Annotated in this window: 22 protein-coding genes; 10 read left to right on the plus strand and 12 right to left on the minus strand. The window is 71.6% G+C overall.

Annotated elements, in window-relative coordinates; all coding sequences use genetic code 11:
• The first annotated feature begins 137 nt into the window (after positions 1-137).
• Positions 138-2,168: a hypothetical protein gene (locus GA0070216_RS16660; protein ID WP_091246691.1), complete on the plus strand. Its 2,031-nt coding sequence runs from the start codon at positions 138-140 to the stop codon at positions 2,166-2,168.
• 80 nt (positions 2,169-2,248) lie between these two features.
• On the opposite strand, the gene GA0070216_RS36135 is transcribed toward GA0070216_RS16660, so the two are convergent.
• Positions 2,249-2,755 carry an acyltransferase gene (locus GA0070216_RS36135; protein ID WP_281190433.1) on the minus strand — a complete coding sequence of 169 codons (507 nt, stop codon included), beginning with the start codon at positions 2,753-2,755 and terminating at the stop codon, positions 2,249-2,251.
• A 150-nt stretch (positions 2,756-2,905) separates the two neighbouring features.
• Positions 2,906-4,132, minus strand: a complete 1,227-nt coding sequence (locus tag GA0070216_RS16670) for a glycosyltransferase family 4 protein (protein WP_141723115.1) — start codon at positions 4,130-4,132, stop codon at positions 2,906-2,908.
• 179 nt (positions 4,133-4,311) lie between these two features.
• Between GA0070216_RS16670 and GA0070216_RS16675 the strand changes: the two genes are divergently transcribed.
• Entirely contained in the window at positions 4,312-5,085 is a 774-nt protein-coding gene (locus GA0070216_RS16675) for an acetyltransferase (RefSeq protein ID WP_218108216.1), read from the plus strand.
• Here GA0070216_RS16675 and wecB read toward each other — a convergent pair.
• The gene (wecB, locus tag GA0070216_RS16680; RefSeq protein WP_091246700.1) at positions 5,014-6,138 is read right to left on the minus strand and encodes a non-hydrolyzing UDP-N-acetylglucosamine 2-epimerase; all 1,125 of its coding nucleotides are present in this window, start codon (positions 6,136-6,138) and stop codon (positions 5,014-5,016) included. The genes GA0070216_RS16675 and wecB overlap by 72 nt on opposite strands.
• Positions 6,139-6,202: 64 nt before the next feature.
• The gene (locus GA0070216_RS16685; RefSeq protein ID WP_141723116.1) at positions 6,203-7,444 is read right to left on the minus strand and encodes a glycosyltransferase; all 1,242 of its coding nucleotides are present in this window, start codon (positions 7,442-7,444) and stop codon (positions 6,203-6,205) included.
• Positions 7,445-7,624: 180 nt separating this feature from the next.
• Here GA0070216_RS16685 and gmd point away from each other — a divergent pair, with 180 nt between their 5' ends.
• From gmd to GA0070216_RS16700, 3 genes are read left to right on the plus strand one after another with little or no spacing between them, the layout of a single operon-like run.
• Positions 7,625-8,638 (plus strand): GDP-mannose 4,6-dehydratase, encoded by a 1,014-nt coding sequence (gmd, locus tag GA0070216_RS16690; protein ID WP_091246705.1) that lies wholly within the window; start codon positions 7,625-7,627, stop codon positions 8,636-8,638.
• Positions 8,635-9,837: a glycosyltransferase gene (locus GA0070216_RS16695; RefSeq protein WP_091246707.1), complete on the plus strand. Its 1,203-nt coding sequence runs from the start codon at positions 8,635-8,637 to the stop codon at positions 9,835-9,837. The genes gmd and GA0070216_RS16695 overlap by 4 nt, the downstream gene beginning before the upstream one ends.
• 2 nt (positions 9,838-9,839) lie before the next feature.
• Entirely contained in the window at positions 9,840-10,958 is a 1,119-nt protein-coding gene (locus GA0070216_RS16700) for a DegT/DnrJ/EryC1/StrS family aminotransferase (protein ID WP_091246710.1), read from the plus strand.
• Between the two features lie 58 nt (positions 10,959-11,016).
• Here GA0070216_RS16700 and GA0070216_RS16705 read toward each other — a convergent pair whose 3' ends face one another.
• From GA0070216_RS16705 to glgC, 5 genes are all read right to left on the minus strand, one after another.
• Positions 11,017-12,291 carry an MATE family efflux transporter gene (locus GA0070216_RS16705; RefSeq protein WP_141723117.1) on the minus strand — a complete coding sequence of 425 codons (1,275 nt, stop codon included), beginning with the start codon at positions 12,289-12,291 and terminating at the stop codon, positions 11,017-11,019.
• Complete coding sequence (locus GA0070216_RS16710; RefSeq protein WP_091246715.1) at positions 12,288-12,485, minus strand: hypothetical protein; 198 nt, start codon at positions 12,483-12,485, stop codon at positions 12,288-12,290. Before GA0070216_RS16710 ends, GA0070216_RS16705 begins: the two co-directional genes overlap by 4 nt.
• 23 nt (positions 12,486-12,508) lie before the next feature.
• Positions 12,509-13,786, minus strand: a complete 1,278-nt coding sequence (locus GA0070216_RS16715; RefSeq protein WP_091246716.1) for a hypothetical protein — start codon at positions 13,784-13,786, stop codon at positions 12,509-12,511.
• Between the two features lie 152 nt (positions 13,787-13,938).
• A complete protein-coding gene (gene pgm / locus GA0070216_RS16720) occupies positions 13,939-15,576 on the minus strand; it encodes a phosphoglucomutase (alpha-D-glucose-1,6-bisphosphate-dependent) (protein ID WP_091246718.1) in 1,638 nt (545 codons plus the stop codon).
• Between the two features lie 68 nt (positions 15,577-15,644).
• Positions 15,645-16,877, minus strand: coding sequence for a glucose-1-phosphate adenylyltransferase (gene glgC / locus GA0070216_RS16725; protein ID WP_091246720.1), 1,233 nt, complete (start codon positions 16,875-16,877; stop codon positions 15,645-15,647).
• Between the two features lie 95 nt (positions 16,878-16,972).
• Here glgC and glgA point away from each other — a divergent pair, with 95 nt between their 5' ends.
• The 3 genes from glgA to GA0070216_RS16740 are packed head-to-tail and all read left to right on the plus strand — an operon-like array spanning position 16,973 to position 18,749.
• Positions 16,973-18,175, plus strand: a complete 1,203-nt coding sequence (gene glgA, locus GA0070216_RS16730; protein ID WP_091246722.1) for a glycogen synthase — start codon at positions 16,973-16,975, stop codon at positions 18,173-18,175.
• A 44-nt stretch (positions 18,176-18,219) separates the two neighbouring features.
• A complete protein-coding gene (locus GA0070216_RS16735; protein ID WP_176738995.1) occupies positions 18,220-18,495 on the plus strand; it encodes a type II toxin-antitoxin system Phd/YefM family antitoxin in 276 nt (91 codons plus the stop codon).
• On the plus strand, positions 18,492-18,749 hold the full coding sequence (locus GA0070216_RS16740) for a Txe/YoeB family addiction module toxin (protein ID WP_091246726.1): 258 nt from the start codon (positions 18,492-18,494) through the stop codon (positions 18,747-18,749). The genes GA0070216_RS16735 and GA0070216_RS16740 overlap by 4 nt, the downstream gene beginning before the upstream one ends.
• Positions 18,750-18,754: 5 nt before the next feature.
• Here the strand turns inward: GA0070216_RS16740 and GA0070216_RS16745 are convergent, their stop codons facing one another.
• Positions 18,755-19,957 (minus strand): helix-turn-helix domain-containing protein, encoded by a 1,203-nt coding sequence (locus GA0070216_RS16745; RefSeq protein WP_176738996.1) that lies wholly within the window; start codon positions 19,955-19,957, stop codon positions 18,755-18,757.
• 70 nt (positions 19,958-20,027) lie between these two features.
• Between GA0070216_RS16745 and GA0070216_RS33845 the strand changes: the two genes are divergently transcribed.
• Entirely contained in the window at positions 20,028-20,297 is a 270-nt protein-coding gene (locus GA0070216_RS33845; protein ID WP_245722539.1) for a GntR family transcriptional regulator, read from the plus strand.
• 129 nt (positions 20,298-20,426) lie between these two features.
• Positions 20,427-20,654, plus strand: coding sequence for a GntR family transcriptional regulator (locus GA0070216_RS16755; protein ID WP_091246731.1), 228 nt, complete (start codon positions 20,427-20,429; stop codon positions 20,652-20,654).
• A gap of 265 nt (positions 20,655-20,919) precedes the next feature.
• Here the strand turns inward: GA0070216_RS16755 and GA0070216_RS16760 are convergent, their stop codons facing one another.
• Positions 20,920-21,231 (minus strand): hypothetical protein, encoded by a 312-nt coding sequence (locus tag GA0070216_RS16760; RefSeq protein WP_091246733.1) that lies wholly within the window; start codon positions 21,229-21,231, stop codon positions 20,920-20,922.
• A 78-nt stretch (positions 21,232-21,309) separates the two neighbouring features.
• On the minus strand, positions 21,310-21,618 hold the full coding sequence (locus GA0070216_RS16765; RefSeq protein WP_141723118.1) for a hypothetical protein: 309 nt from the start codon (positions 21,616-21,618) through the stop codon (positions 21,310-21,312).
• Positions 21,619-21,633: the final 15 nt, after the last annotated feature.

Raw genomic sequence — 21,633 nt, forward strand, 5'->3', positions numbered from 1 at the left:
TTGTCCATCGCCGCTGCCCGGCCAGGGTCCACCGAACGGCCGTCGGCGCTGTCCGGGAGCCGACCGACAACCGCCGCCAGCGGCACAAACGCGCACAGTGACAGCATCGTCGCAGGTCAACACCGGAGGTGTGGAGGATGGCTGAGCTGATCGTCTACCGGTCCAACGCCCTGATGTCCGTCCGATCGCGGATCGACGCCACCCGGGACGTGGTCATGCCCGTCAACCTGGCGTACGCGGAGAGCATGGTCGGCCTGTGGCACTCCGGCCTGCCCCAGGTGAGCCTCGTGCCCTCGACCGCGACCGACGCCCAGGTGTGGCCGGTCATGTCCGCCGTCGGCACCAGTATCCACGACACCTCGGACGACAACTGCCCGATCAACACCGGCTGGTCGTACGTCGGCGGCAACCACGGCTACAACGTCGGCAACCAGATCGTCGTGACCAACCACGGCAAGACGACCACCGACGTGGGTTCGCAGTGGAGCGACGGCAGCCGCATCTTCACCCTGCTCGCCATCACCAGCACCAGCAGCCTGCTGTTCGGTAACCCGTACACGATCGTGGACGGCATCGCCCAGGGCGCCCGGGTCAGGCCGACCGCGCCGCTCACCCACGTCTCGGGGGCGACCAACCGGACCACCGTGCCGATCACCGGCCTCACCCCGGACGTGCAGATCCGCCCGGCCACCCACTCCCACACGGCGGCCGTCGAACTCGACGGCCGGCCGGTGCCCGCCGGCCGGTCGACCGGCCAGGAGCTGGTGATCCGGGAGTCCTACGTCATCCCCACCTACCAGGGGATGATCGACACGGCCCGAGCGCGGATCGGCACCCCGATCGCCACGATCATGCCGCAACTCCCGTCCCTGTGCCGGATCTCGAACGAATACCGCTGGTCGCCCGGTGGCAGCCTGATCGTCGCGCAGACGGTCACCGCCCTGAGCCGGTTCACCCTCAACGCGGGGGTCACCCAGTGCGGGCCGTTGACCCCGGTGGCCGGCGGCACCCGTCGGCAGTTCATGCCGAACGTGGGGGTGGCCGGCGGCCTGAACTGGTCCGTCTGGGCGAACATCGACACCCTGACGGCGCTCACCGACTTCACCCCGGCGACGCTGCGGAACCGGCTGATGCCGGCGAGCAGCATGACCCAGTGGGTGGTCAGCGGCGGGGGCGTCCCACAGTGGGGCATCGCCGTCGGGCTGCTGCCGGTCGCGGACGGGACGCCCGAGATCCGGGTCCGTTACACCACGGCCAAGGGCTGGTTCATCAGCTCCAGCCTCAAGAAGAACTACCCGCAACTGGTCTGGGGCCGCACCCTGGCCGCCGGTGAGTCGGTGACCGGCACCGCCTACCGCCGCTATCTGACGCCGCCGTCGACCGCCACCGAGATCGTGGTGTCCGCCGACGGCCAGGACTTCGTGGTGATCGAACGGGTCGGCACCGTGGCGCAGGCCGAGATGGCGGCGCCGCAGCTGTTCCACCGGCTGCTGGTCCCGGTCGGCCCGACGAACCTCGACGTGCCGGACCGGGTCACCGTCGACGGCATCCCGTACCACGTGCCGGTCTCCCCCGGGTACGGGACGTGGCGCGCGGAACCCGACCAGGTCGCATCGGGACCGCTACCGGGGGCGACCGGACCCCGGGGCAGTTACTTCCTCGTCCGGTCCGGCCCGACGCTGAGCCGCACCTGCACCGGCACCTACCAGCGGCTCCTGCTGCACCCGGTCTTCCTGGCCGCACCGACCCCGGTCGACCGGGCGTGTGTGGAGGTCACCGTGGCCGGCACCGGCGTGCTGCGGCACGGCGTGTACGCCCACGATCCGGCCACCGGTCGTCCCGCCGTCCTCGGCCCGATCGCCGACTTCGGCACCGTCGCCGTCACCTCGGTCGGGGTGCGGGAGTCCGTGCTGGTCGCTCCCGTGGTGCTGCCCGCCGGTTGGCACTGGTACGCGCACGTCTGGCAGGCCAGCGGCACCACGCCGCCCGCCGTACGGGTCAGTGGCGTCGGCGCCACCACCACGCTGAACCTCGGTGCCGGCGCGGCGGCGATGACCGGGGACCGGTTCGGCTACGAGGTGACCGGGGTGACCGGGGCGCTGGGCGCGATCACGATCACCGGAGTCCACCAGTTCCCGCCGCCGCAGGTGGCGTACCGGCGGGCCTGACCCGGTGGCCCCGGCGGGCCTGACCCGGTGGCCCGTGCCCCGGCGGGACCGCACCGGCGGACGTCGTGTCCCGGCGGACGTCAGCCGGTCGTGACGCCGTAGATCCGCTTCATCGCCGCGTGTTTGGCCGGGACGGGTAGGTGCCCGATGCCCAGCGACTTGGCCAGCAGCCGTTCGAGGTACTCGTCGGTGGTGCGCACCGGCCGCGCCGGCACCCCGGCCGCCACGGTGTTGTCCGGGATGTCCCGGGTCACGATCGAACCGGCCCCGATGACGCACCGGTTGCCGATGGTGACGCCGGCCAGGATCATCGCCCGCATGCCGATGTAGACGTCGTCGCCGATGGTGATCGGCGCGGTCCAGTCGAGGTCGGGATGGTCCTTGCGCAGGATCAACGTGCCACCGTCGTGGGTGACGAACTGGACCTCGGAGGTGATGTAGACGTTGTCGCCGATGGTGATCAGCCACGGCTCCGAACCGAACATCGCCCGGTTGACCCCGTAGAACCTGACCCGACCGGTCAGGTTGACCCCCAGGGACCGGACGAACGCCTCGGGGTCACGGGACGCGGCCAGATGGTCCCGCACCCGCCGGGCCATCGTACGAACACGACTGGGCACTGACTGTCCTCGATCGCAGGGGACGGCTACGGACCACCGGACCGGGCAGGCGGGCCCGGTCACTGGGGAAACGAGTCGGGTCCGGCCAGGGTGACGCCGGTTCCGCCCCGGACGGGATCAGCGACAGAACTGGCGGGCATGCGCCAGCACGTTCGGTTCCCGATGGCGTTGCCGCCAGTGCCGGTACCGCCGTCCGGCGGTGCCCTTCGCCTCGGCCCGCTCCTCGGGCGACCGGGCGGCGAGCAGGTCGAGAGCCCGGCTGAGGCCGGCCGCCGTCGCCGGCCGTACCACCAGCCCGCCGGTGTCGGCGATCAGCTCACTGAACGGCGTGTTGTCCGAACAGACGACCGGGCAGCCGGAGGCCAGGCTCTCCAGGATCACGTGACCGAAGTTCTCGCCGAGGGTGGGGAAGAGGAAGGCGTCGTACCGGCTGAAGGTCGGCAGGACGTCCGCCGCCGCGAGTTCGCCGAGGTAGCGGACCCGGACGTGGCCCGGCATGGCCGCGATGATCCGCTGGCATCGCGACCAGTAGTGCGGGTCCTCCGGCGGCCCGAAGATGTCGAACTCCATCGGCCGGGTGGTGCCGGCCACCGCCTCCAGGGCCGTGGACAGGTTCTTCATCGGCGAGATCCGGCCGACGAAAACCAACCGCAGCGGCCCGTCGTGCGCGCGGGCCGGCGGTGCCGGGTGCTCCGGGATCGGGCTCTCATTGCCGTTCACCATCACCTGCGCCCACGGCATGTTCGCCCGGATCTGCTTCTCCTCCAGACCGCTGCACGCCTGCCAGCGCACCCGCAACCGGCGCAGCAGCGGTGCCCACACCGCCAGGAAGAGCCGCTTCTTGGCGGTCCTGATCGCGAGGGCGCCGGGCGACAGCTCACCGCGCGGGGCGACCAGGATGGCCCCGACACGCACCAGGCGCAGCGCCACCACCAGGATCGACAGCACCGAGAACAGCGACCAGATGCTGTTGACGTAGAGCAGGTCGATCGGGCGGGAGCGGACGTGCCGGATCAGTCGGACCCAGTGCCGCGGTGCCCGGGGGTCCAGGTAGAACACGGCGGAGCGGTCGTCGCGCCGCAGCAACCGTCCGGACAGCCCGGGGTAGGGTGCTGGCGAGTGGAGATCCCGGTCCCGGGTGATCAGGGTGACGTCGAGGTCCCCCGGCAGGGTGTCCAGGATGAACCGCAGGGAACGGATCGGGCCACCACCACGGAAGCCCGGCTCGAACACACCTGCGGTCGCCACCACCCGGTAGTTGCGCGCGGTGTCGGCGGACCGGACCGCCCGCTTCGACGACGCCGCAGCATCGTCGGGGGGACGGGTTCTTGTCAGCTTTACCATCGGGCCCACCTTCACCGTGCCGTCCGCGGATCGGCACTCCACCTGAGTATCGGGAACGCAATGACAGCGAGGAGGGCGTCGGAAGCCGTCGGGCGCGGCCCGTACCGGATGCCCTCGCGACCTACGGACACCGGCCACCGCTGCCCTGCCGGCGCGGTCGGTGCCGCGAGGGGGTCCAGATGACGGAGAGCGACCGGCGTTCTCCGTGGCCGAGGGAGCAACGGTTGACTACCGACGTGGTAATCGTAGGTGTGGGCGGGATGGGCCGTGAGATATACGGCGTAATTCGACTGCTGAACGCCCGGCCGGTCGACGGGACCAGTTGGCGGGTGCTCGGCTTCGTCGACGACCACCCCACCGAGCCCAATGTGGAACTCGTGCGTCGGCTCGGTGTTCCGTTCCTCGGGCCGACCCGCTGGCTGGCCGGGCAGCCGTCCACCACCCGGGTGGCGCTGGGGGTGGGACACCCGCAGCTGCGCCGCGAGACCGACCAGGTGCTCGCCCGGTACGGCCTGCCCGCCGCCACCGTGGTGCATCCGGCTGCCGAGATCGGCCCGGACTGCGTCTTCCAGGAGGGCCTGTTCGCCGCCGGCGGTGCCAGGGTGACGACGAACGTGGCGCTGGGCCGCCATGTACACCTCAACCAGAACTGCACCGTGGGCCATGACGCCGTCCTGGGTGACCATGTCTCGGTCAACCCGCTCGCGGCGATCTCCGGCTACTGCCGCCTGGGCGACGGCGTCATGGTGGGCACCACCGCCGCCGTCCTGCCGAGGCTGACGGTCGGCCGGGACGCCATCGTGGGGGCGGGCGCCTGTGTGACCCGGGACGTCCCGGCGGGCACGGTGGTCACGGGCGTGCCGGCCCGGCCGGTCAGCCGGTCAGCGGCGGATGCCCGCCCAGTCGTGATGCCGGCGCACGGTCGAGAGGATGAAGTCGACCACCCGGCGTGACGTGTCCGGGACCTGGTAGTCGAGCGGGCAGGCGACCGGGCCGGCCGCCACCTGGGCCACCACCACCCGCACGCCCTCCACCACCCCGGCCGGGTCCAGACCCGTCATCACGATCGCCCCGCAGTCCAGCGCCTCGGGGCGCTCGATGGACTCGCGCAGGGTCACCGCCGCGAACCCGAGGATCGCCGCCTCCTCGCTGACGGTGCCGCTGTCGGACAGCGTGCACCGGGCGTGCCGTTGCAGGGTGACGTAGTCGAAGAAGCCGAACGGCTCGTGGAAGGTGATGCCGTCCAGGAGCGTGCCGTCGACGGCGAGCGACTCCAGGCGCTTGCGGGTGCGCGGGTGGGTGGAGACCAGCAGCGGCAGTCGCCACTCGTCGCGGACGGCGCAGAGGCAGTCCAGCAGCCGGCGGAGTCGATCCGGGTGGTCGACGTTCTCCTCGCGGTGGGCGCTGACGACGAAGTAGCCGCCCGGTTCGAGTTCGAGCTGCGCCAGGATGGCGGACCGTTCGATCTGCGGCCGGTAGTGGTCGAGCACCTCCCGCATGGGTGAGCCGGTGTGCAGGATCCGGCGGGGGTGCAGGCCCTCGGCGAGCAGGTTGCGCCGGGCGTGCTCGGAGTAGACCAGGTTGAAGTCGGCGACGTGGTCGACCAGCTGGCGGTTGGTCTCCTCCGGGACGTTGAGGTCGAAGCAGCGGTTGCCCGCCTCCATGTGGTAGACGGGAACCTTCATCCGTCGCGCCATCAACGCCGAGATGGCGCTGTTGGTGTCGCCGAGCACCAGCAGCGCGTCCGGGCGCAGCTCACCGATCGCCTGCTCGGTGCCGACCAGCACGGCACCGAGCAGGCTGCCGAGCGACCGGGTGTCGGCCCGCAGGAAGCGGTCCGGGGACCGGACACCCAGCTCGGTGAAGAAGATGTCGGACAGTGCGGGATCCCAGTTCTGTCCCGTGTGCACCAGGGTGTGCTCCACGGTCCGGTCCAACATGTCGATCACCCGGGCCAGGCGGATGATCTCCGGCCTGGTCCCGACGACGGTCATCACCCGGGTCACTGGACGCCTCCTCGTAGCCGATGGTGGGATTGGGGGCACCGCCCGGCGGGCGGTCGGGTCGGTCTCACGACGACCGGCCCTGTGGGGGCACCCGGCGCACCGGGTCGGTGATCGTCTGCCGTGCCTGGTCGAGAACACTGATCCGCGGCCGGCTCGCCCGCCACCGGCGGTAGGCGGCCCCCGCCGCCGCCCGGGCCGCCTGCCGCTGCGCGGGCGAGGCGGTGGCGAGCTGGGTGACCAGTGCACCCAACGCCGCCGGGGTCAACTCGGTGAGGACCTGCCCGCCACCGTCGCGCAACACGGTCGTCCACGGTGTCCGGTCCGAGCAGATCACCGGGCAGCACGCCGCCAGGCTCTCCGCGATGGCGTTGCCGAAGTTCTCACCCCGGGTCGGCAGGACGAACGCGTCGTACCGGGAGAAGGTCTCGCCGACCTGCTCGGGGCGCAGCTCTCCCCGGTAGCTGACCACGGACGGGTCCGGCAGGGCCGCTCGCAGCTCCACACAGCGCTGCCAGTACTTCGAGTCCTCCAGCGGGCCGTAGATGTCCAGCCGCACCTGCGCCCGCACCTGGGCGAGCGCGGCGATCAGCAGGTCCAGGTTCTTTATCGGGGAGATCCGTCCGATGAAGACCAGTCGTGCGTGGTCGGTCGCCGGCAACTCGGCCGGCGCGCGACGCGGCTCCGGGCCACTGGCGATCGCGACGACACCGATCCGGGCCCGGGGCAGCGCCCGTCGGATGTCGACGGCCTCCAGCGGCGTACTGGCGTGCCACAGCACCCTGGGCCCCCGCAGCATCCATCGCCAGCCGGCCAGGAACATCCGCTTACGGGCCCGGTGCAGGCCGAGAGCGGCGGCACCGAACTCGCCCCGTGGAGCCACCAGGATGCGATCCACCCGCAGCAGGCCGAGCCGGGCCGCGACGATGGGCAGAATCGAGAAGGTCGACCAGACGCTGTTCACGTAGAGCAGGTCGAATCGCACCGCCCGCAGGGAACGCCAGAGCGTCCGCCAGTGCGCCGGGTGTCGGACACCGAGGTAGAAGATGCGCGTCCGGCCACGTCGTACCCAGGTGCCGGAGAGCCCGGCGTAGGGATCGCTGGCGCCGAGGTCACGGTCCCGGGTCAGCAGGGTCGTCGAGACGTCGGCGCTGGCCGTGTCGAGCACGTCGGAGATGGAGCGGACCGGGCCTCCGGCCCGCCAGCCGGGGCTGAAGTAGCTCGCCGTGACCAGGACCCGGAACTTCCCCCGGTCGACACTCGCCAACCGTGTTCTGACGTCCGCCGCGGGGGTGGTGTCGCTGGCCATCCTCGCTCCTCGCTCAAGAGGTGGAACTGAGTGGGCCAACGAGCGAACGGCCATTCAGTGACCACGCCTCGCAATTTTATTCAATTCGCCGCCACGGGCCGAGGAATGGTGGCCGGCCGCCCGGATGAGGGTATAAGGATGTCGCGGAAAAAGTCTCTGGCACAGCACGAGAGGACCTCCATGTCGCGAGTGGCACTCATATCCGGCACCACCGGCCAGGACGGCAGCTACCTGGCGGAGTTCCTGCTCGACAAGGGATACACGGTGCACGGGATAAAAAGAAGATCGTCTTCGTTCAACACCGAGCGGATCGACGGCGTGGATGTGCATCCCCGCAGTGGCGACGCACGCCTTTTCCTCCATTACAGCGACCTGTCCGACCCGGCCTCGTTGACCTCGCTGATCCGGGACATCCGGCCTGACGAGATCTACAACCTCGGCGCGCAGAGCCATGTCCGCGTCTCCTTCGACATCCCGGGTTACACCGCGGACGTCACCGGGCTGGGCGCCCTGCGGATGCTGGAGGCGGCGCGGGCGGCCGACATCGGCTGCCGCTTCTACCAGGCGTCCTCCTCGGAGATGTTCGGCTCCACCCCGCCCCCGCAGCGCGAGGAGACCCCGTTCCACCCCCGCAGCCCGTACGCGTGCGCCAAGGTCTACGCCTTCTGGTCGGCGGTCAACTACCGCGAGTCGTGGGACATGTTCTGCGTCAACGGCATCCTGTTCAACCACGAGAGCCCCCGGCGGGGCGAGAACTTCGTGACCCGCAAGATCACTCGCGCGGTGGCCAGGATCGAGGCCGGCATCCAGGACAAACTCTACCTGGGCAACCTCGACGCGGTCCGGGACTGGGGTTACGCCCCGGAGTACGTCGAGGCGATGTGGCTTGCCCTGCAGCAGGACACCCCGCAGGACTACGTGGTGGCCACCGGCGAGGGACACTCCGTCCGCGAGTTCGTCGAGGCCGCCTTCGACCGGGTCGGGCTCGACTGGCAGCGGTATGTGGAGATCGACCCCGCCTACTTCCGGCCCGCCGAGGTCGACGCGCTCATCGGTGACTTCAGCAAGGCCCGGCGGCACCTGGGCTGGGCGCCGAAGACCCTGTTCGGCGACCTGGTACGGGTGATGGTGGACGCCGACCGACAACTCCTGGAGGACGAGCGGATGGGACGCCTCGTGCGGGTGGACCGATGAGGATCACCGTCGAGGCCACCCCGATCCGGCCCGGCCACGCCGCCGGGGTCGAAGCCTTCACCTACGGCCTGCTGACCGGCATGGCCGCCGACCCCTCCCACGACCTGCGGGTGAACGTCCTGCGCGGCACCCTCGACCAGTGGCGTGACCAGGTGTCCGCTGATCAGATCGGTTGGAGCGAAATCGGCCAGCCACTGCGCTCGGACACCGCCCCCGGGCAACTGCTGCGCCGTTGGACACCCACGCGGGTCCGCGACTCGCTCGCCGTCCGGAGGGCGGTCAACGTGGTCCGGCAGCGCTCGGTCCCCCGGCAGCGTGGATCGGACATCACGCTGTACCCGTTCCACAGCGCCCCGATCGGGCCCGGCCCGTCGGTCGTCGTCGTGCATGACCTGCGACACCTGCACGCCGCCTTCCACGCCCCCGGCTTCGCCGCCGTGGTCCGGGAGAACGTGGCCCGCGCGTCCGCCCTCGTGGTCACCTGGCCGCACCCGTACCGGGAGACCCTGCGGCTGTTCCCCGAGGCGGCGGAGCGGACCGCGCTCATCCCGACCCCGACGTTCCAGCCCGCGCCCGCCCGCGCCGCCGCGCGACCGGAACCGGGCCTGCTGGTCTACCCGTCCTCCACCGCGGCCCACAAGAACCACGCGACGCTGCTGGAGGCGATGGCGTCGCTCCCGCAGTGCCGGCTGGTCTGTCCCGGCCCGCTGGTCGAGCCCGAGGCCAGTCGCCTGCTCGCCCGCGCCGCGCTCCCCGACCTGCGGGGCCGGGTGTCCTTCCCCGGGTTCGTCACCCTCGACGAGTTGAACGCCCTCTACGCCCGCGCCGACGCCGTGGTGATCCCGTCGCTCTGGGAGGCGGCGAGCGGGGCGATGCTGGAGGCGTTCAGCTGGGGGTTGCCCGTCGCCTGCGCCGACGCCGAGCCACTGCTGGCGCAACTGGAGTTCACCGGCGCCGAGGCGGCGGTCTTCCGGGCCACGGAGCCGGCGTCCCTCGCCGAGGCGGTCCAGCGGCTGCTGGCCGACCGGGCGCACTACGCCACCGCCGCCCGGCACGCCAACGGCCGGTTGGCCGCCCGCACCTGGACGGCGACCGGTGGCGACTACCTCGACGTGCTGCGGTGGGTGGCGCAGGGACGACCGGGACCGATGCCCAGATCCACGTTCGCCGCCGAACTCACCAGGGAGGAAGCACCGTGAGCATGGGGGACGACCGCTATCCGGTAGCCCGACCGAGCCTCTCCGACCTGGAGGAACGGTACGTTCTCGATGCTCTCAGGAGCGGATGGGTATCCTCCCAGGGCCCCTACCTCAACGACTTCGAGGACCGTTTCGCCCGGCGGTGCGCCACCGGGACGGCGGTCGCGACGACGAACGGCACGGTCGCCCTGCACCTGGTCCTGGCCGCCGCCGGGATCGGTCCGGGCGACGAGGTCATCGTCCCCGCGATGACCTACGTGGCCACCGCCAACGCCGTCGCGTACTGCGGGGCACGCGCCGTCTGTGTGGACGTGCTGCCACAGAGCTGGTGCATCGACCCCGCCGCGGTCCAGGCCGCGATCGGGCCACGCACCCGGGCGGTCATCGCCGTCGACCTGTACGGCCACCCCGCCGACTATCCCGCCCTGCGCGCGCTGTGCCACCGGCACGGCCTGCTCCTGGTGGCCGACGCGGCGGAGTCCTTCGGGGCCACTGTCGACGGGCACCCGACCGGTTCGCTGGCCGACGCCACCACCTTCTCGTTCTTCGGCAACAAGGTGATCACCGCAGGTGAGGGTGGCTGTGTGACCACGTCCGACGAGGCGCTGGCCGACCGGATGCGCCTGTTGCGCAACCAGGGCATGGACCCGCGGCGGCGGTACTACTTCCCGGTGCTGGGCTACAACTACCGGATGACCAACCTGTCCGCCGCGCTGCTCTGCGCCCAGCTCGACCGGGCCGACGAGATCATCGCCCGGCGGGACGCGGTGATCGCCGGCTACGAGGCGCAGCTGGCCGACGAGCCGGCGCTGTCGGCACAGCCGGTGGTCGCCGGCGTCCGCCGCGCACCGTGGATGGCCGCCTTCCTGGTCGGGCCCGAAGGGGACGCCGTCTCCCGGGACGCGGTGGCCCGGGCGCTCGACCGGCTCGGCGTGGAGACCCGGCCCTTCTTCGTGCCGATCCCCGACCTGCCGGCGCACCGTGATCCGGGCGCGCACTGCCCGGTGACCGTCGACCTAAGCAGGCGCGGCATCAACCTGCCCACCTATCCGGAGCTGACCGACGCGGGGGTCAAGACGGTGGTGGAGCGCGTCCGCGCCGCCCTGTCGACCGTCGCCTGACCCGTCGGCCGTCCCCTGCGGCCCGCCCGGCTCACCCGCCGGGCGGGCCCGGGTCGGCTCACCCGCCGGGCGGGACCGGGTCGAGCCGGCGGTGTGCCGGCGCGCGGTGCGCCGCACGGTGCCGCAGCAGCAGCAGGTAGCTGCCAGCCCAGGCGACCGCGCTGACCAGAGCGAGCGCCGCGAGCGCACCGGCCGCGCCGGTGGCCCCGAACAGCACCGCCGCGCCGACGACCACGGGCACCCGTAATCCGCCCAGCAGGATGCCGAGCAGAATCGCCCGCCGGTTCGCCTGCTCCACCCGCAGCCCGGCGAAGCCGACGGCAGCCGGCACCGCGAACAGGCTCTCCAGCGCCAGCAGTACCAGCAGGCTGCGGGCCAGGTCCCAGTTGCCGCCGAGCAGCGTTCTGCCGACCGCGTCGGGCAGGAGGGCGACCGCAGCCGTCATCGGCAGGATGCCGGCAGCCACGAGCAGCGAGACCCGAACGGCCGCCCTGGACCGCACCGCCCGGGACTCGGTACGGCTGCGGGCCAGGTACGGCAGGGTCAGCGTGGCGGCGGTGGACAGCACCAGGTTCACCGGCCCCAGCAGCGTCCTTCCGGCGCTCAACGCCCCGACCACCGAGGTGCCCGCGAAGGCGGCCACCGCGCTCAGCGACAACTGCGCCGATCCGGTGGTCAGCAGGAACTGCGTGCCGAACCCCACCGCGACGCGGCTCTCCACCCGGCCGACGCGCCAGCCGGGTCGCAGGGCGTAGCCGCGCCGGACCCCGACGACCACGCCGATCAGCCCCCCGCCGAGCGCCCAGACGCCGACCACGGACGGCGCGTCGACCCACCGGAGCAGGCCGGCCAGCGCGGCACCACCGGTGACCGCCGCCCAGGTGGCCTCCTGCACCAGCGCCCCCGACGGGGTGCCGACGCCGACGGCGATCGCCTTGGTGTAGTCGTAGAGCACCAGACCCGGCAGGGCGAGGCCCACACACACCAGATAGGGCGAGCCGTACCCCGCACCGGCGGCACCGAGCACGGCGCCGCAGACCGTGCCGAGCAGGGTGACCCGCCGGGCGGCGGAGGTGACGCCCGTCCCCGCCGCCAGGACGGCATCGGTCACCATGCTGCGGACCAGCCCGGAGCCGAGAACGTAGAACGAGAAGGCCAGGGCGAACTCGCCCACCCCGCCGATCGACTCCAGCCGGGTGACAGTGATCGCCACCAGCAGGTTGCCGCCGCTGGACAACCCCCCGACGAGCAGGGCGAGCACGGCCCGACCACCGCTGCGGGGGACGACCGGGGCGTCGCTACGACCGACGCGGGAGCGGGCCCGAACGGTCACCGGGCGGCACCCACCGGCAGCGGCACCGGGCCGTCCCGCCGGGGGTACCGGGCGGTCGCCTGTCGCATGCCCTGCCGCCACTGCGGATCGGGACGCCCGGAGGACACGATGAACACCGCGTACGGGGCGAGCACGAGGAAGCTGACGGGATAGCACCGCAGCAGCCCGCGGACGAACTCCCGCTGACGTTCCACCCGGGCACCACACCCCGGACGGGTCATGCGCGCGCCCGCGCGGGGAAGCTGCGGGCCAACCACAGCAGAGAGAAGACCGCCATCGCCGACACCACGTGTTGCACGAACCCGATCATCGAGTCGGGATAGGTGCCGGACCACAGCAACGCGTCGGAGAACACCAGACAGACCAGACTCAACCGGGCCGGGCCGGGCCGGCCCCGCCAGCGCATCAACAGCGCCACGAACCCGGCCCAGAAGGCGTGTACGGCCACCACCCCGTCGGGACCGTCGAAGAACCACATGTTGCCCAGCAACAGGAAGTTGGAGGCCGACGTCCGGCTACCGCCGAGGTACTGGTTGATCTGTTGTCCGGTCGTCAGAGCCGGCCGGTCGGGGTCCAGGATCCGTGGCACCAGACCGTACCTGAGGTAGTCGATGCCCTCGGGCTGACCGAGGTCGACGGGAACCTCCGTCTCCGAGACGACAGTCAGTTGCCGGTCCAGGCGCATCCGGTCCGTCGCGGTGACCGCGTCGTCCACCGCGACGCCCTGGTCCTCCCGTAACCCGTTGCGGTAGTCGAACATGGCCGGCCACAGCAGCACCAACATCAGCGTGCCGACCATCAGGTACCGCAACCGGAACACGCCGCAGACCACCCCGGCGGTGACCGCGAAGAAGACGAAGGCGATCAGTGGCGCCGTGAGGGCGGTCAGCACGGTGACGACAGCCTTGCTGACGACGAGCGCGCCCAGCCAGGCGCACAGCTTCGCCTTGGACAGGTAACCGCCGAGGTGGCTGGCGACCAGCAGCGCGAACCCGAGCGCCGCCCAACCGGAGAACAACTTGGTCACCGCCACCATCGGCGTGTCGGCCGTCTCCCCGGAGATCTGCGCGACGAGGTTCCCCTCCCCGAGGTGCGCCCCCAGCAGTTCGGCCCCGATGCTGATCAGCACGACCAGGCGGGCCACCGGATAGATCCCGGGGTGCCGGGCGGTCGCCTGGCGCATGCCGCGCCGCCACTGCGGATCGGGCCGCCCGAGGAGCAGGCAGAACGTCTCCACGGTGACGGTGCCCAGCAACGCCAGGCCCACCAGGAACATGATGAAGCCGGTGCGCGGATTGTCATTGACCACCGCCATCGGCAGGATCAACAGCGCGTACGGGGCGAGCACCAGGAAGCTGACGGGATAGCAGCGCAGCAGCTGGCCGACCAGTTCCCGCTGACGTCCCGACGACGCGGCACGGGCCGGACGGGCTGCCCGGGGCTCGACGACACCGATCTCGGAACCAGGGTTGGAGACCGCCCTGGACCAGGTCATCGTCCGCCCCCCTCATCCCGTTTTCGGTCGCCTCATGGGCAACGATCGAGTCGAGATCACGAAACGCCCCGGAGCGGAAACTCCGGGTACCGGGGGCAGCACGACGTGCGCCCCGCCCGGTGGCCGGACGGGGCGCAGGGCAACCTCCGGGACTACTCCAGCACGGCGTCGACCAGGGCCTTCGCCTCCTGCTGAAGCTGGGCCAGGTGCTCCGGCCCCTGGAACGACTCGGCATAGATCTTGTAGACGTCCTCGGTGCCGGACGGCCGGGCCGCGAACCAGCCCGACCCGGTGGTCACCTTCAGCCCGCCGATGGATGCCCCGTTGCCCGGGGCGCTGGTCAGGGTGGCGGTGATCGGCTCACCGGCCAGCTCGGTGGCGGTGACCTGCTCCGGGGAGAGCCGGCCGAGCACCGCCTTCTGCTCCCGGCTGGCCGGGGCGTCGATCCGGGCGTACGCGGGTGCGCCGAAGCGTTCGGTCAGCGCGGCGTAGTGCTCGCTCGGGGTCCGGCCGGTGCTGGCGATGATCTCGGCGGCGAGCAGGCAGAGCAGGATGCCGTCCTTGTCGGTGGTCCAGGTGCTGCCGTCGCGGCGCAGGAACGACGCCCCGGCGCTCTCCTCGCCGCCGAAGCCGACAGTGCCGTCGAGCAGCCCGGGGACGAACCACTTGAAGCCGACCGGCACCTCCAGCAGCGGTCGGCCCAGGTCGGCGGCGATCCGGTCGATCATCGAGGAGGAGACCAGGGTCTTGCCGACGGCCGCCGACGGGCTCCACCGCGTCCGGGTGCGGAACAGGTGGCCGATCGCCACCGCCAGGTAGTGGTTGGGGTTGAGCAGGCCCCCGTCGGGGGTGACGATCCCGTGCCGGTCGGCGTCGGCGTCGTTGCCGGTGGAGACCTGGAACCGGTCCCGGGCGGCGATCAGCGACGCCATCGCGTTCGGCGACGAGCAGTCCATCCGGATCTTGCCGTCCCCGTCCAGGGTCATGAACCGCCAGGTCGGGTCCACCAACGGGTTGATCACGGTGAGGTCGAGCCGGTGCCGCTCGGCGATCTCACCCCAGTAGGCGACGCTGGCCCCGCCGAGCGGGTCGGCGCCGATCCGCACCCCGGCGTCGCGGATCGCGTCGATGTCGAGCACCGACGGCAGGTCGTCGACGTAGCCGGCGAGGAAGTCGTACGTGCCGGTGGTGTCGGCGGCGCGCGCCCGCGCGTACGGGATGCGTCTGACCTCCTTGAGCCCGGCGGCCAGGATCGCGTTCGCCCGGTCCTGGATCCACGTCGTGACGTCGGTGTCGGCGGGCCCGCCGTTGGTCGGGTTGTACTTGAAGCCGCCGTCGTCGGGCGGGTTGTGCGACGGGGTGATCACGATGCCGTCGGCGAGCCCGTCGGTGCGGCCCCGGTTGTGGGTGAGCACGGCGTGCGACAGCGCCGGGGTGGGGGTGTAGCCGTCGCGGCTGTCCCGCAGCACGGTCACCCCGTTGGCGGCGAGCACCTCCAACGCGCTGACCTCGGCGGGGGCGGAGAGCGCGTGGCTGTCCCGGGCGAGGAAGAGCGGGCCGGTGAGACCCTGTTCCCGGCGGTAGTCGCAGAGCGCCTGGGTGACCGCGAGGATGTGATCCTCGTTGAAGGCGTTGCGCAGGCTGGACCCCCGGTGGCCGGAGGTGCCGAAGGAGACCTGCTGCGCCGGGTCGTCCGGGTCCGGGTGCTCGGCGTAGTAGGCGGTCACCAGCCGGGGCACGTCGACCAGGTCGGCGGGCTCGGCGGGCTGTCCGGCACGGGGGTGGGCCACTGCGGAAACCTCCTTGGGGTACGGGTCGGTGCGCTGTCTTCCCCGGCGTCGGCCGGGTCACACCCGGCTCAGGGCTCGACGCGCTGACCCTTGCCGATGACGACGATGCCGTTGTCGGAGACGGTGTAGCGCTGCCGGTCCTTCTCCAGATCCACGCCGATCTCGGCACCCTCGGGCACGAAGACGTTCTTGTCGAGAATGGCGTTGCGCACCACCGCGTGCCGGCCGATCTCGACGCCCTCCATCAGCACCGCGCCGTCGACCTGCGCCCAGGAGTGCACCTTGACCTTCGGCGAGACGACCGAGTTCTCCACCAGCGAACCGGAGACCACCGCGCCGGGCGAGATCATCGACCCGACCGCCCGACCGACCCGCTCGCCCCACTGGTGGACGAACTTCGCCGGCGGGTAGGGCGGCTGGTCGGTGTAGATGGGCCAGTCGAAGTTGTAGAGGTTGAACACCGGGTGCACGTTGATCAGATCCATGTGCGCGTCGTAGAACGAGTCGAGCGTCCCCACGTCCCGCCAGTAGCCGCGGTCCCGGTCGGTGCTGCCGGGCACCTCGTTGTCCTGAAAGTCGTAGACGTTGGCTTCGCCCCGCTCGACCAGCATCGGGATGATGCTGCCGCCCATGTCGTGCTTGCTGGTCTTGTCGGCCGCGTCCCGCTCCACGGCCTCGCAGAGCGCCTTGGAGGAGAAGACGTAGTTGCCCATCGAGGCGTAGATCTGGTCCGGGGCGTCGGGCAGGCCGACCGCGTCGGTGGGCTTCTCCCGGAAGGCCCGGATCCGCTTGCCGTCCTCGCCGACCTCGATCACGCCGAACTGGTCGGCCATCGACAGCGGCTGCCGGATGCCGGCGACGGTGACCGCCGCGCCGGAGGCGATGTGGGCGTCGACCATCTGCCGGGGGTCCATCCGGTAGATGTGGTCGGCACCGAAGACGATCACGTGGTCCGGCTGCTCGTCGTTGATCAGGTTGAAGCTCTGGTAGATCGCGTCGGCGGAGCCGGCGAACCACCACGGGCCCCGGCGCTGCTGGGCCGGCACCGGCGTGACGTAGTTGCCGAGCAGCGTCGACATCCGCCAGGTCTTGGTGATGTGCCGGTCCAGCGAGTGGGATTTGTACTGGGTCAGCACGACGATCTTGAGAAAGCCGGCGTTCGCCAGATTGGACAGGACGAAATCGACCATGCGGTACATCCCGCCGAACGGGACGGCCGGCTTGGCCCGGTCCGCGGTGAGCGGCATGAGGCGCTTGCCCTCTCCGCCGGCCAGGACGATCGCGAGCACCTTGGCAGCCATGACCAGACGCTATCCATACCGCTGCGACTTCACCACTCGTACGGGCACAGTTCCGTGACCGGTGCGCGGCCGGATTCTGCACTAGGGTGCCGGGCATGACCGACTCCGCCCCGCTGCGCGTGGACCTGCTGACCCGCGAGTACCCGCCGGAGGTGTACGGCGGCGCCGGGGTGCACGTCGAGTACCTGGCCCGGGAGCTGCGCCGGCTCGCCGACGTCCGGGTGCACTGCTTCGGCGCGGAGCGTGCCGAGCCGGGCGTCACCGCGTACCCCGAGCCGGCCGGCCTGGACGGCGCGAACGCCGCGCTGCGCACCATGGGCGTCGACCTGGCGATGGCCGCCGGGTGCGCCGGCACCGACGTGGTGCACAGCCACACCTGGTACGCCAACCTGGCCGGGCACACCGCGAAGCTGCTGTACGGGGTGCCGCACGTGGTGACCGCGCACAGCCTGGAGCCGCTGCGCCCGTGGAAGGCCGAACAACTCGGCGGCGGCTACGCGCTCTCCTCCTGGTGCGAGCGGACGGCCATGGAGTCCGCCGACGCGATCGTCGCGGTCAGCGCGGGGATGCGGCGGGACGTGCTGACCGCCTACCCGGCGGTGAACCCGGACCGGGTCCGGGTGGTCTACAACGGCATCGACACCGCCCAGTACGCCCCGGACCACGGCACCGACGTGCTCGACCGGCTCGGCATCGACCCCGCCCGCCCCAGCGTGGTGTACGTCGGGCGGATCACCCGGCAGAAGGGCCTGCCCTACCTGCTGCGCGCCGCCCGCGAGCTGCCCGCCGACACCCAGCTGGTGCTGCTCGCCGGCGCCCCGGACACCCCGGAGATCGCCGCCGAGGTGGAGGGGCTGGTCACCGAGCTGCGGGCCAACCGGTCCGGGGTGGTCTGGGTGGCCGAGATGCTGCCCAAGCCCGAGGTGATCCAGGTGCTCACCCACGCCACCATCTTCGTCTGCCCCTCGGTCTACGAGCCGATGGGCATCGTCAACCTGGAGGCGATGGCCTGCGAGACGGCGGTGGTGGCGACCGCCACCGGCGGCATCCCGGAGGTGGTCGCCGACGGTGAGACCGGGCTCCTGGTCCCGATCGAGCAGGCCGGCGACGGCAGCGGCAACCCGCTGGACCCGGACCGCTTCGTCGCCGACCTCGGCGCGACGATCAACGAGTTGCTGGCCGACCCGAAGCGCACCGAGGCGTTCGGTCTCGCCGGCCGGCAGCGGGCCGTCGACCACTTCTCCTGGGACGCCATCGCCGTCCAGACCCTGGAGCTGTACCGCTCGCTGCGCGCATAGGGAGAGGTCCGGTACAGTTTTCTGTACTTACCTCGGAGGTGGTCATGCGGACCGTGAACTTCACCCAGCTACGGCAGAACCTGGCCGCCGAACTCGACAGCGTCATCAACGACGCGGAGGAAGTGGTGGTCACTCGGTCGGGTCACGAGCCGGTGGTGATCGTGCCGCTCGCGGAGTACGAGTCGATGAAGGAGACCGAGTACCTGCTGCGCAGTCCGAGCAACGCCGCGGCCCTGCGCCGATCGATCGCGGAGCTCGACGAGGGTGACGCGGCCGAGCGGAACCTGGTCGACCCGGCGACCGTACGAGACGTCGCGTGAGGCTGGTCTTCACCGCGACGGCGTGGAGCCAGTACCTCAGCCACACGGATCGCAAACTGGTCAAGCGCATCAACGACCTCATCGCGGACGTCATGCGCAACGAATACGAGGGCATCGGCAAGCCGGAGCCCCTGCGGGGTGAGCTGTCCGGCTTCTGGTCCCGCCGGATCGATCGCGAACACCGGTTGGTGTACCGCATCACCAAGGACGACGTCGAGATCATCGCCTGCCGGTACCACTACGGTGACCGCTAGCCGGGTCAGGTGACGCGGAGGGTGGCGGCGAGGCGGGCCAGTTCGGGCGGGGCGGCGGCGGAACGGGCCACCACGGCGACCAGGGGCCGTACCGCCGGGCGGTCGTGCACCTCGCTGCGCGCGGTGCGCTCCGCCTCCAGCACCGCCCGGCCGGCGCGGAGCAGGTTGCCGCCGAGCACGTAGGCATGGGCGGCGTCGAGCAGGTACGCGGCCCGGTGCTCGGGGGGCAGCCACCGCCACTCGTCGCCGGCCACCAGCCGCTCGTGGCGTACCGTCGCCGCCGTGACCTCGCCGAGGGCGGCCTCGGCGACCACCCGCGCGGCCTCGACCGCCGCGCCGCCGCCCTCGGCCCCGGCTTCGCGGGCGGCCCGGCCGGCCCGGTCGAGCAGATCCCGGGCGGCCCGCCCGTCACCCCGCCCGGCGGCGGCCAGGCCGGCCTGGAGCAGCAGCGTCCCGAGCAGGGCCGGGTCGACCGACGGGCCGTCACCGGTCGTCGACGAGGTCGCCCAGGGCGTGCCCGGTGAACGCCCCGACAGGAGGCGGTGGGCGGCGACGGCGGCGGCCTCCATCGCGGCCCGCCCCCGGCCGCCGTGGCGCAGGGCCTGGGCCAGCGGCACGGTGGCGGTGGCGGCCACCCCCGGGTCCCTGGTGACCTGCGCGGCGGCCACCGCCCGGTCGGCGGCCAGCCAGGCCACCTCCGGCCGGTCGACCTTGAGCAGCACCAGCGCGACCAGGCCGTACCCCCGCACCAGCAGACAGCCGGTCGCCCGACCGGGCCGGCGGGCCCGCGCCGCGCGGACGGCGTCGACCAGGCCGGGCAGCAGGACGAGCAGTTCCGGGTACCGGGCGTGCCGGTAGCTCTGCTCCGCGTGGGCCAGGCGGGTGCGCAACTCCGCGACGTCGGGCGGCCGGGCCGGCGGCTCGACGTGGTAGCGGGCCAGCGCCGCCAGCACCGCGTCGACACCGGTGGTGGCGGATTCCGGTCGCGCCGACTCCCCCGCCGACCCGGCGAGCAGCACCTCCAGGTCGATGCGGAGCGTCTCGGCGACCATCCGGAGGTTGGACACCTGTTCCAGCCGGCGCACCCCGCGCTCGACCTTGTCGACCCAGCTCTTCGACTTGCCGAGCTGGTCGGCGAACTGCTGTTGCGTCATGTTGCGCCGCACCCGCCACTGGGCGACCCGGCGGCCCACCGGCAGCTCGTTCACCGCCGGCCCGTCCCGCTCACACCGTGTCGCGCCTGGTGAGATTCTGGACCGGCTGACGAGAGGTGGTCCCATGCCCCGCAAGCCCGTCTATGAACAGGTCGTTGACGACGTCATCGCGTCGGTCCGCAGCGGCACACTCAAACCCGGCGACAGACTGCCGACGATCGCTCAACTCGCCCAGCAGTACAGCTCGTCCGACAACCCGATCAACGAGCGCTCTGGATCCTGGATGAGCGGGGCTGGATCGAGGTGCACCAAGGCAAGGGGTCGTTCGTCGCGCCGAAGCCTCCCGCCTAGCGCGGAAACCGCTGCTGGACACCCAACAGCCCGGAATAGATAGCCCGCCCGCACAATGCGTAACCCCGACGGGGGTACCACTCTCCAGAAGGTCGTATGACTGTCAGGCATAAGAATGCCTGACAGTCATACGGGTCTCCGACGAAAGTACTGCCGGACGGAGGCAGACTCCATGACCATCCCGATGGGCTACCGGAAGATCGCCGCCGACCTGCACGCCCGTATCCAGCAGGGCGAGTACCCGCCGGAGAGCCGGCTGCCCACCTACGCCGAGTTGGCCCGGCTCTACTCGGCAAGCGTCTCGACCGTGCAGCGAGCGGTGATGCTCCTACAGGCCCACGGGATCATCGTCGGCGTTCAGGGGGCCGGCCTGTACGTCGCCGCGACTCCCGCCACCTGAACATCCCCGCCCAGCACAGCGGATGCGGCCGGCTACCCGGCGGTGGGAGCCGGCACCCTGCGCCACTCACTCGCAGGTACGACGTGTGCCCGGCTGGCAGGGGGATGCCAGCCGGGCACACGTGTCTCCGGACAGGTGACGCGGGGAGGGGATCCGACGCGGGGCAGGGGCCTGAGAGGGGGCAGGGACCTACCGCACGGCTGGGCCGCGTGCAGCACCGCCGGAGAGCTACAGGCGGGACGGATGCCCGCCGCAGCGGGGAGGGCTACGAGCAGGGTCGGACCCAGGCGGTGCTGACCCAGCCGTTGGTGTCGCCGCTGTCGTTCCACAGCGAGACGTGGTAGCGGCCGTTGGCCTCCTGCGCGGCGAACATCCGGGTGTTGTAGCCGACCGAGTGCGGCCACTTCGTGGTCGACGAGGTGCTGTCCACGAACACGGACAGGCTGACGGCGGTGGAGCACTTGCTGTACTGGTAGTAGGCCGCCTGGGCGGCACCACCGGTGGCCACGGTCGCGCCGAGGCTGGTCAGGGCGGTCACCGTCAGGAGGGCGAGCGCGCGCTTGCTGGTCGTTCTCACGGGGTACCTCCGGGTCGTCGGGTGTGGTGGGTGCGGGGCCGCGGCGGCGTCACCGCCGGTGCGGTGCGGCGGCCGGGCTCAGCAGGCGCGGACCCAGGCGGTGCTGACCCAGCCGTTGGTGTCGCCCGACGTGTCCCAGAGCGAGACGTGGTAGCGGCCGTTGGCTTCCTGCGCCGCGTACATGACGTTGTTCCAGCCGATCGAGTGCGGCCACCGCGTGGTCGACGAGGTGCTGTCGACGAAGAAGGAGAGCGAGACCGCGTCGGAGCACTTCCGGTACTGGTAGTAACCGGCCTGGGCGGCGGTGCCGGGCACCGCGCCCACGACGAGGCCGGCGATCGTGGCACCCGCTACGAGGGCCGCCGCGCGGGATTTGAGGCGATTCATCATACCTCCAGATCA

Source organism: Micromonospora matsumotoense, assembly GCF_900091525.1.
GTDB lineage: Bacteria > Actinomycetota > Actinomycetes > Mycobacteriales > Micromonosporaceae > Micromonospora > Micromonospora matsumotoensis.

Coding starts and splice junctions, on each gene's coding strand:
- GA0070216_RS16660 (WP_091246691.1), top strand. CDS start 138: ATGGCTGAGCTGATCGTCTACCGGTCCAACGCCCTGATGTCCGTCCGA.
- GA0070216_RS16670 (WP_141723115.1), bottom strand. CDS start 4,132: ATGGTAAAGCTGACAAGAACCCGTCCCCCCGACGATGCTGCGGCGTCG.
- GA0070216_RS16675 (WP_218108216.1), top strand. CDS start 4,312: ATGACGGAGAGCGACCGGCGTTCTCCGTGGCCGAGGGAGCAACGGTTG.
- GA0070216_RS16685 (WP_141723116.1), bottom strand. CDS start 7,444: ATGGCCAGCGACACCACCCCCGCGGCGGACGTCAGAACACGGTTGGCG.
- gmd (WP_091246705.1), top strand. CDS start 7,625: ATGTCGCGAGTGGCACTCATATCCGGCACCACCGGCCAGGACGGCAGC.
- GA0070216_RS16695 (WP_091246707.1), top strand. CDS start 8,635: ATGAGGATCACCGTCGAGGCCACCCCGATCCGGCCCGGCCACGCCGCC.
- GA0070216_RS16700 (WP_091246710.1), top strand. CDS start 9,840: ATGGGGGACGACCGCTATCCGGTAGCCCGACCGAGCCTCTCCGACCTG.
- GA0070216_RS16715 (WP_091246716.1), bottom strand. CDS start 13,786: ATGACCTGGTCCAGGGCGGTCTCCAACCCTGGTTCCGAGATCGGTGTC.
- glgC (WP_091246720.1), bottom strand. CDS start 16,877: ATGGCTGCCAAGGTGCTCGCGATCGTCCTGGCCGGCGGAGAGGGCAAG.
- glgA (WP_091246722.1), top strand. CDS start 16,973: ATGACCGACTCCGCCCCGCTGCGCGTGGACCTGCTGACCCGCGAGTAC.
- GA0070216_RS16735 (WP_176738995.1), top strand. CDS start 18,220: ATGCGGACCGTGAACTTCACCCAGCTACGGCAGAACCTGGCCGCCGAA.
- GA0070216_RS33845 (WP_245722539.1), top strand. CDS start 20,028: ATGCCCCGCAAGCCCGTCTATGAACAGGTCGTTGACGACGTCATCGCG.
- GA0070216_RS16755 (WP_091246731.1), top strand. CDS start 20,427: ATGACCATCCCGATGGGCTACCGGAAGATCGCCGCCGACCTGCACGCC.
- GA0070216_RS16765 (WP_141723118.1), bottom strand. CDS start 21,618: ATGAATCGCCTCAAATCCCGCGCGGCGGCCCTCGTAGCGGGTGCCACG.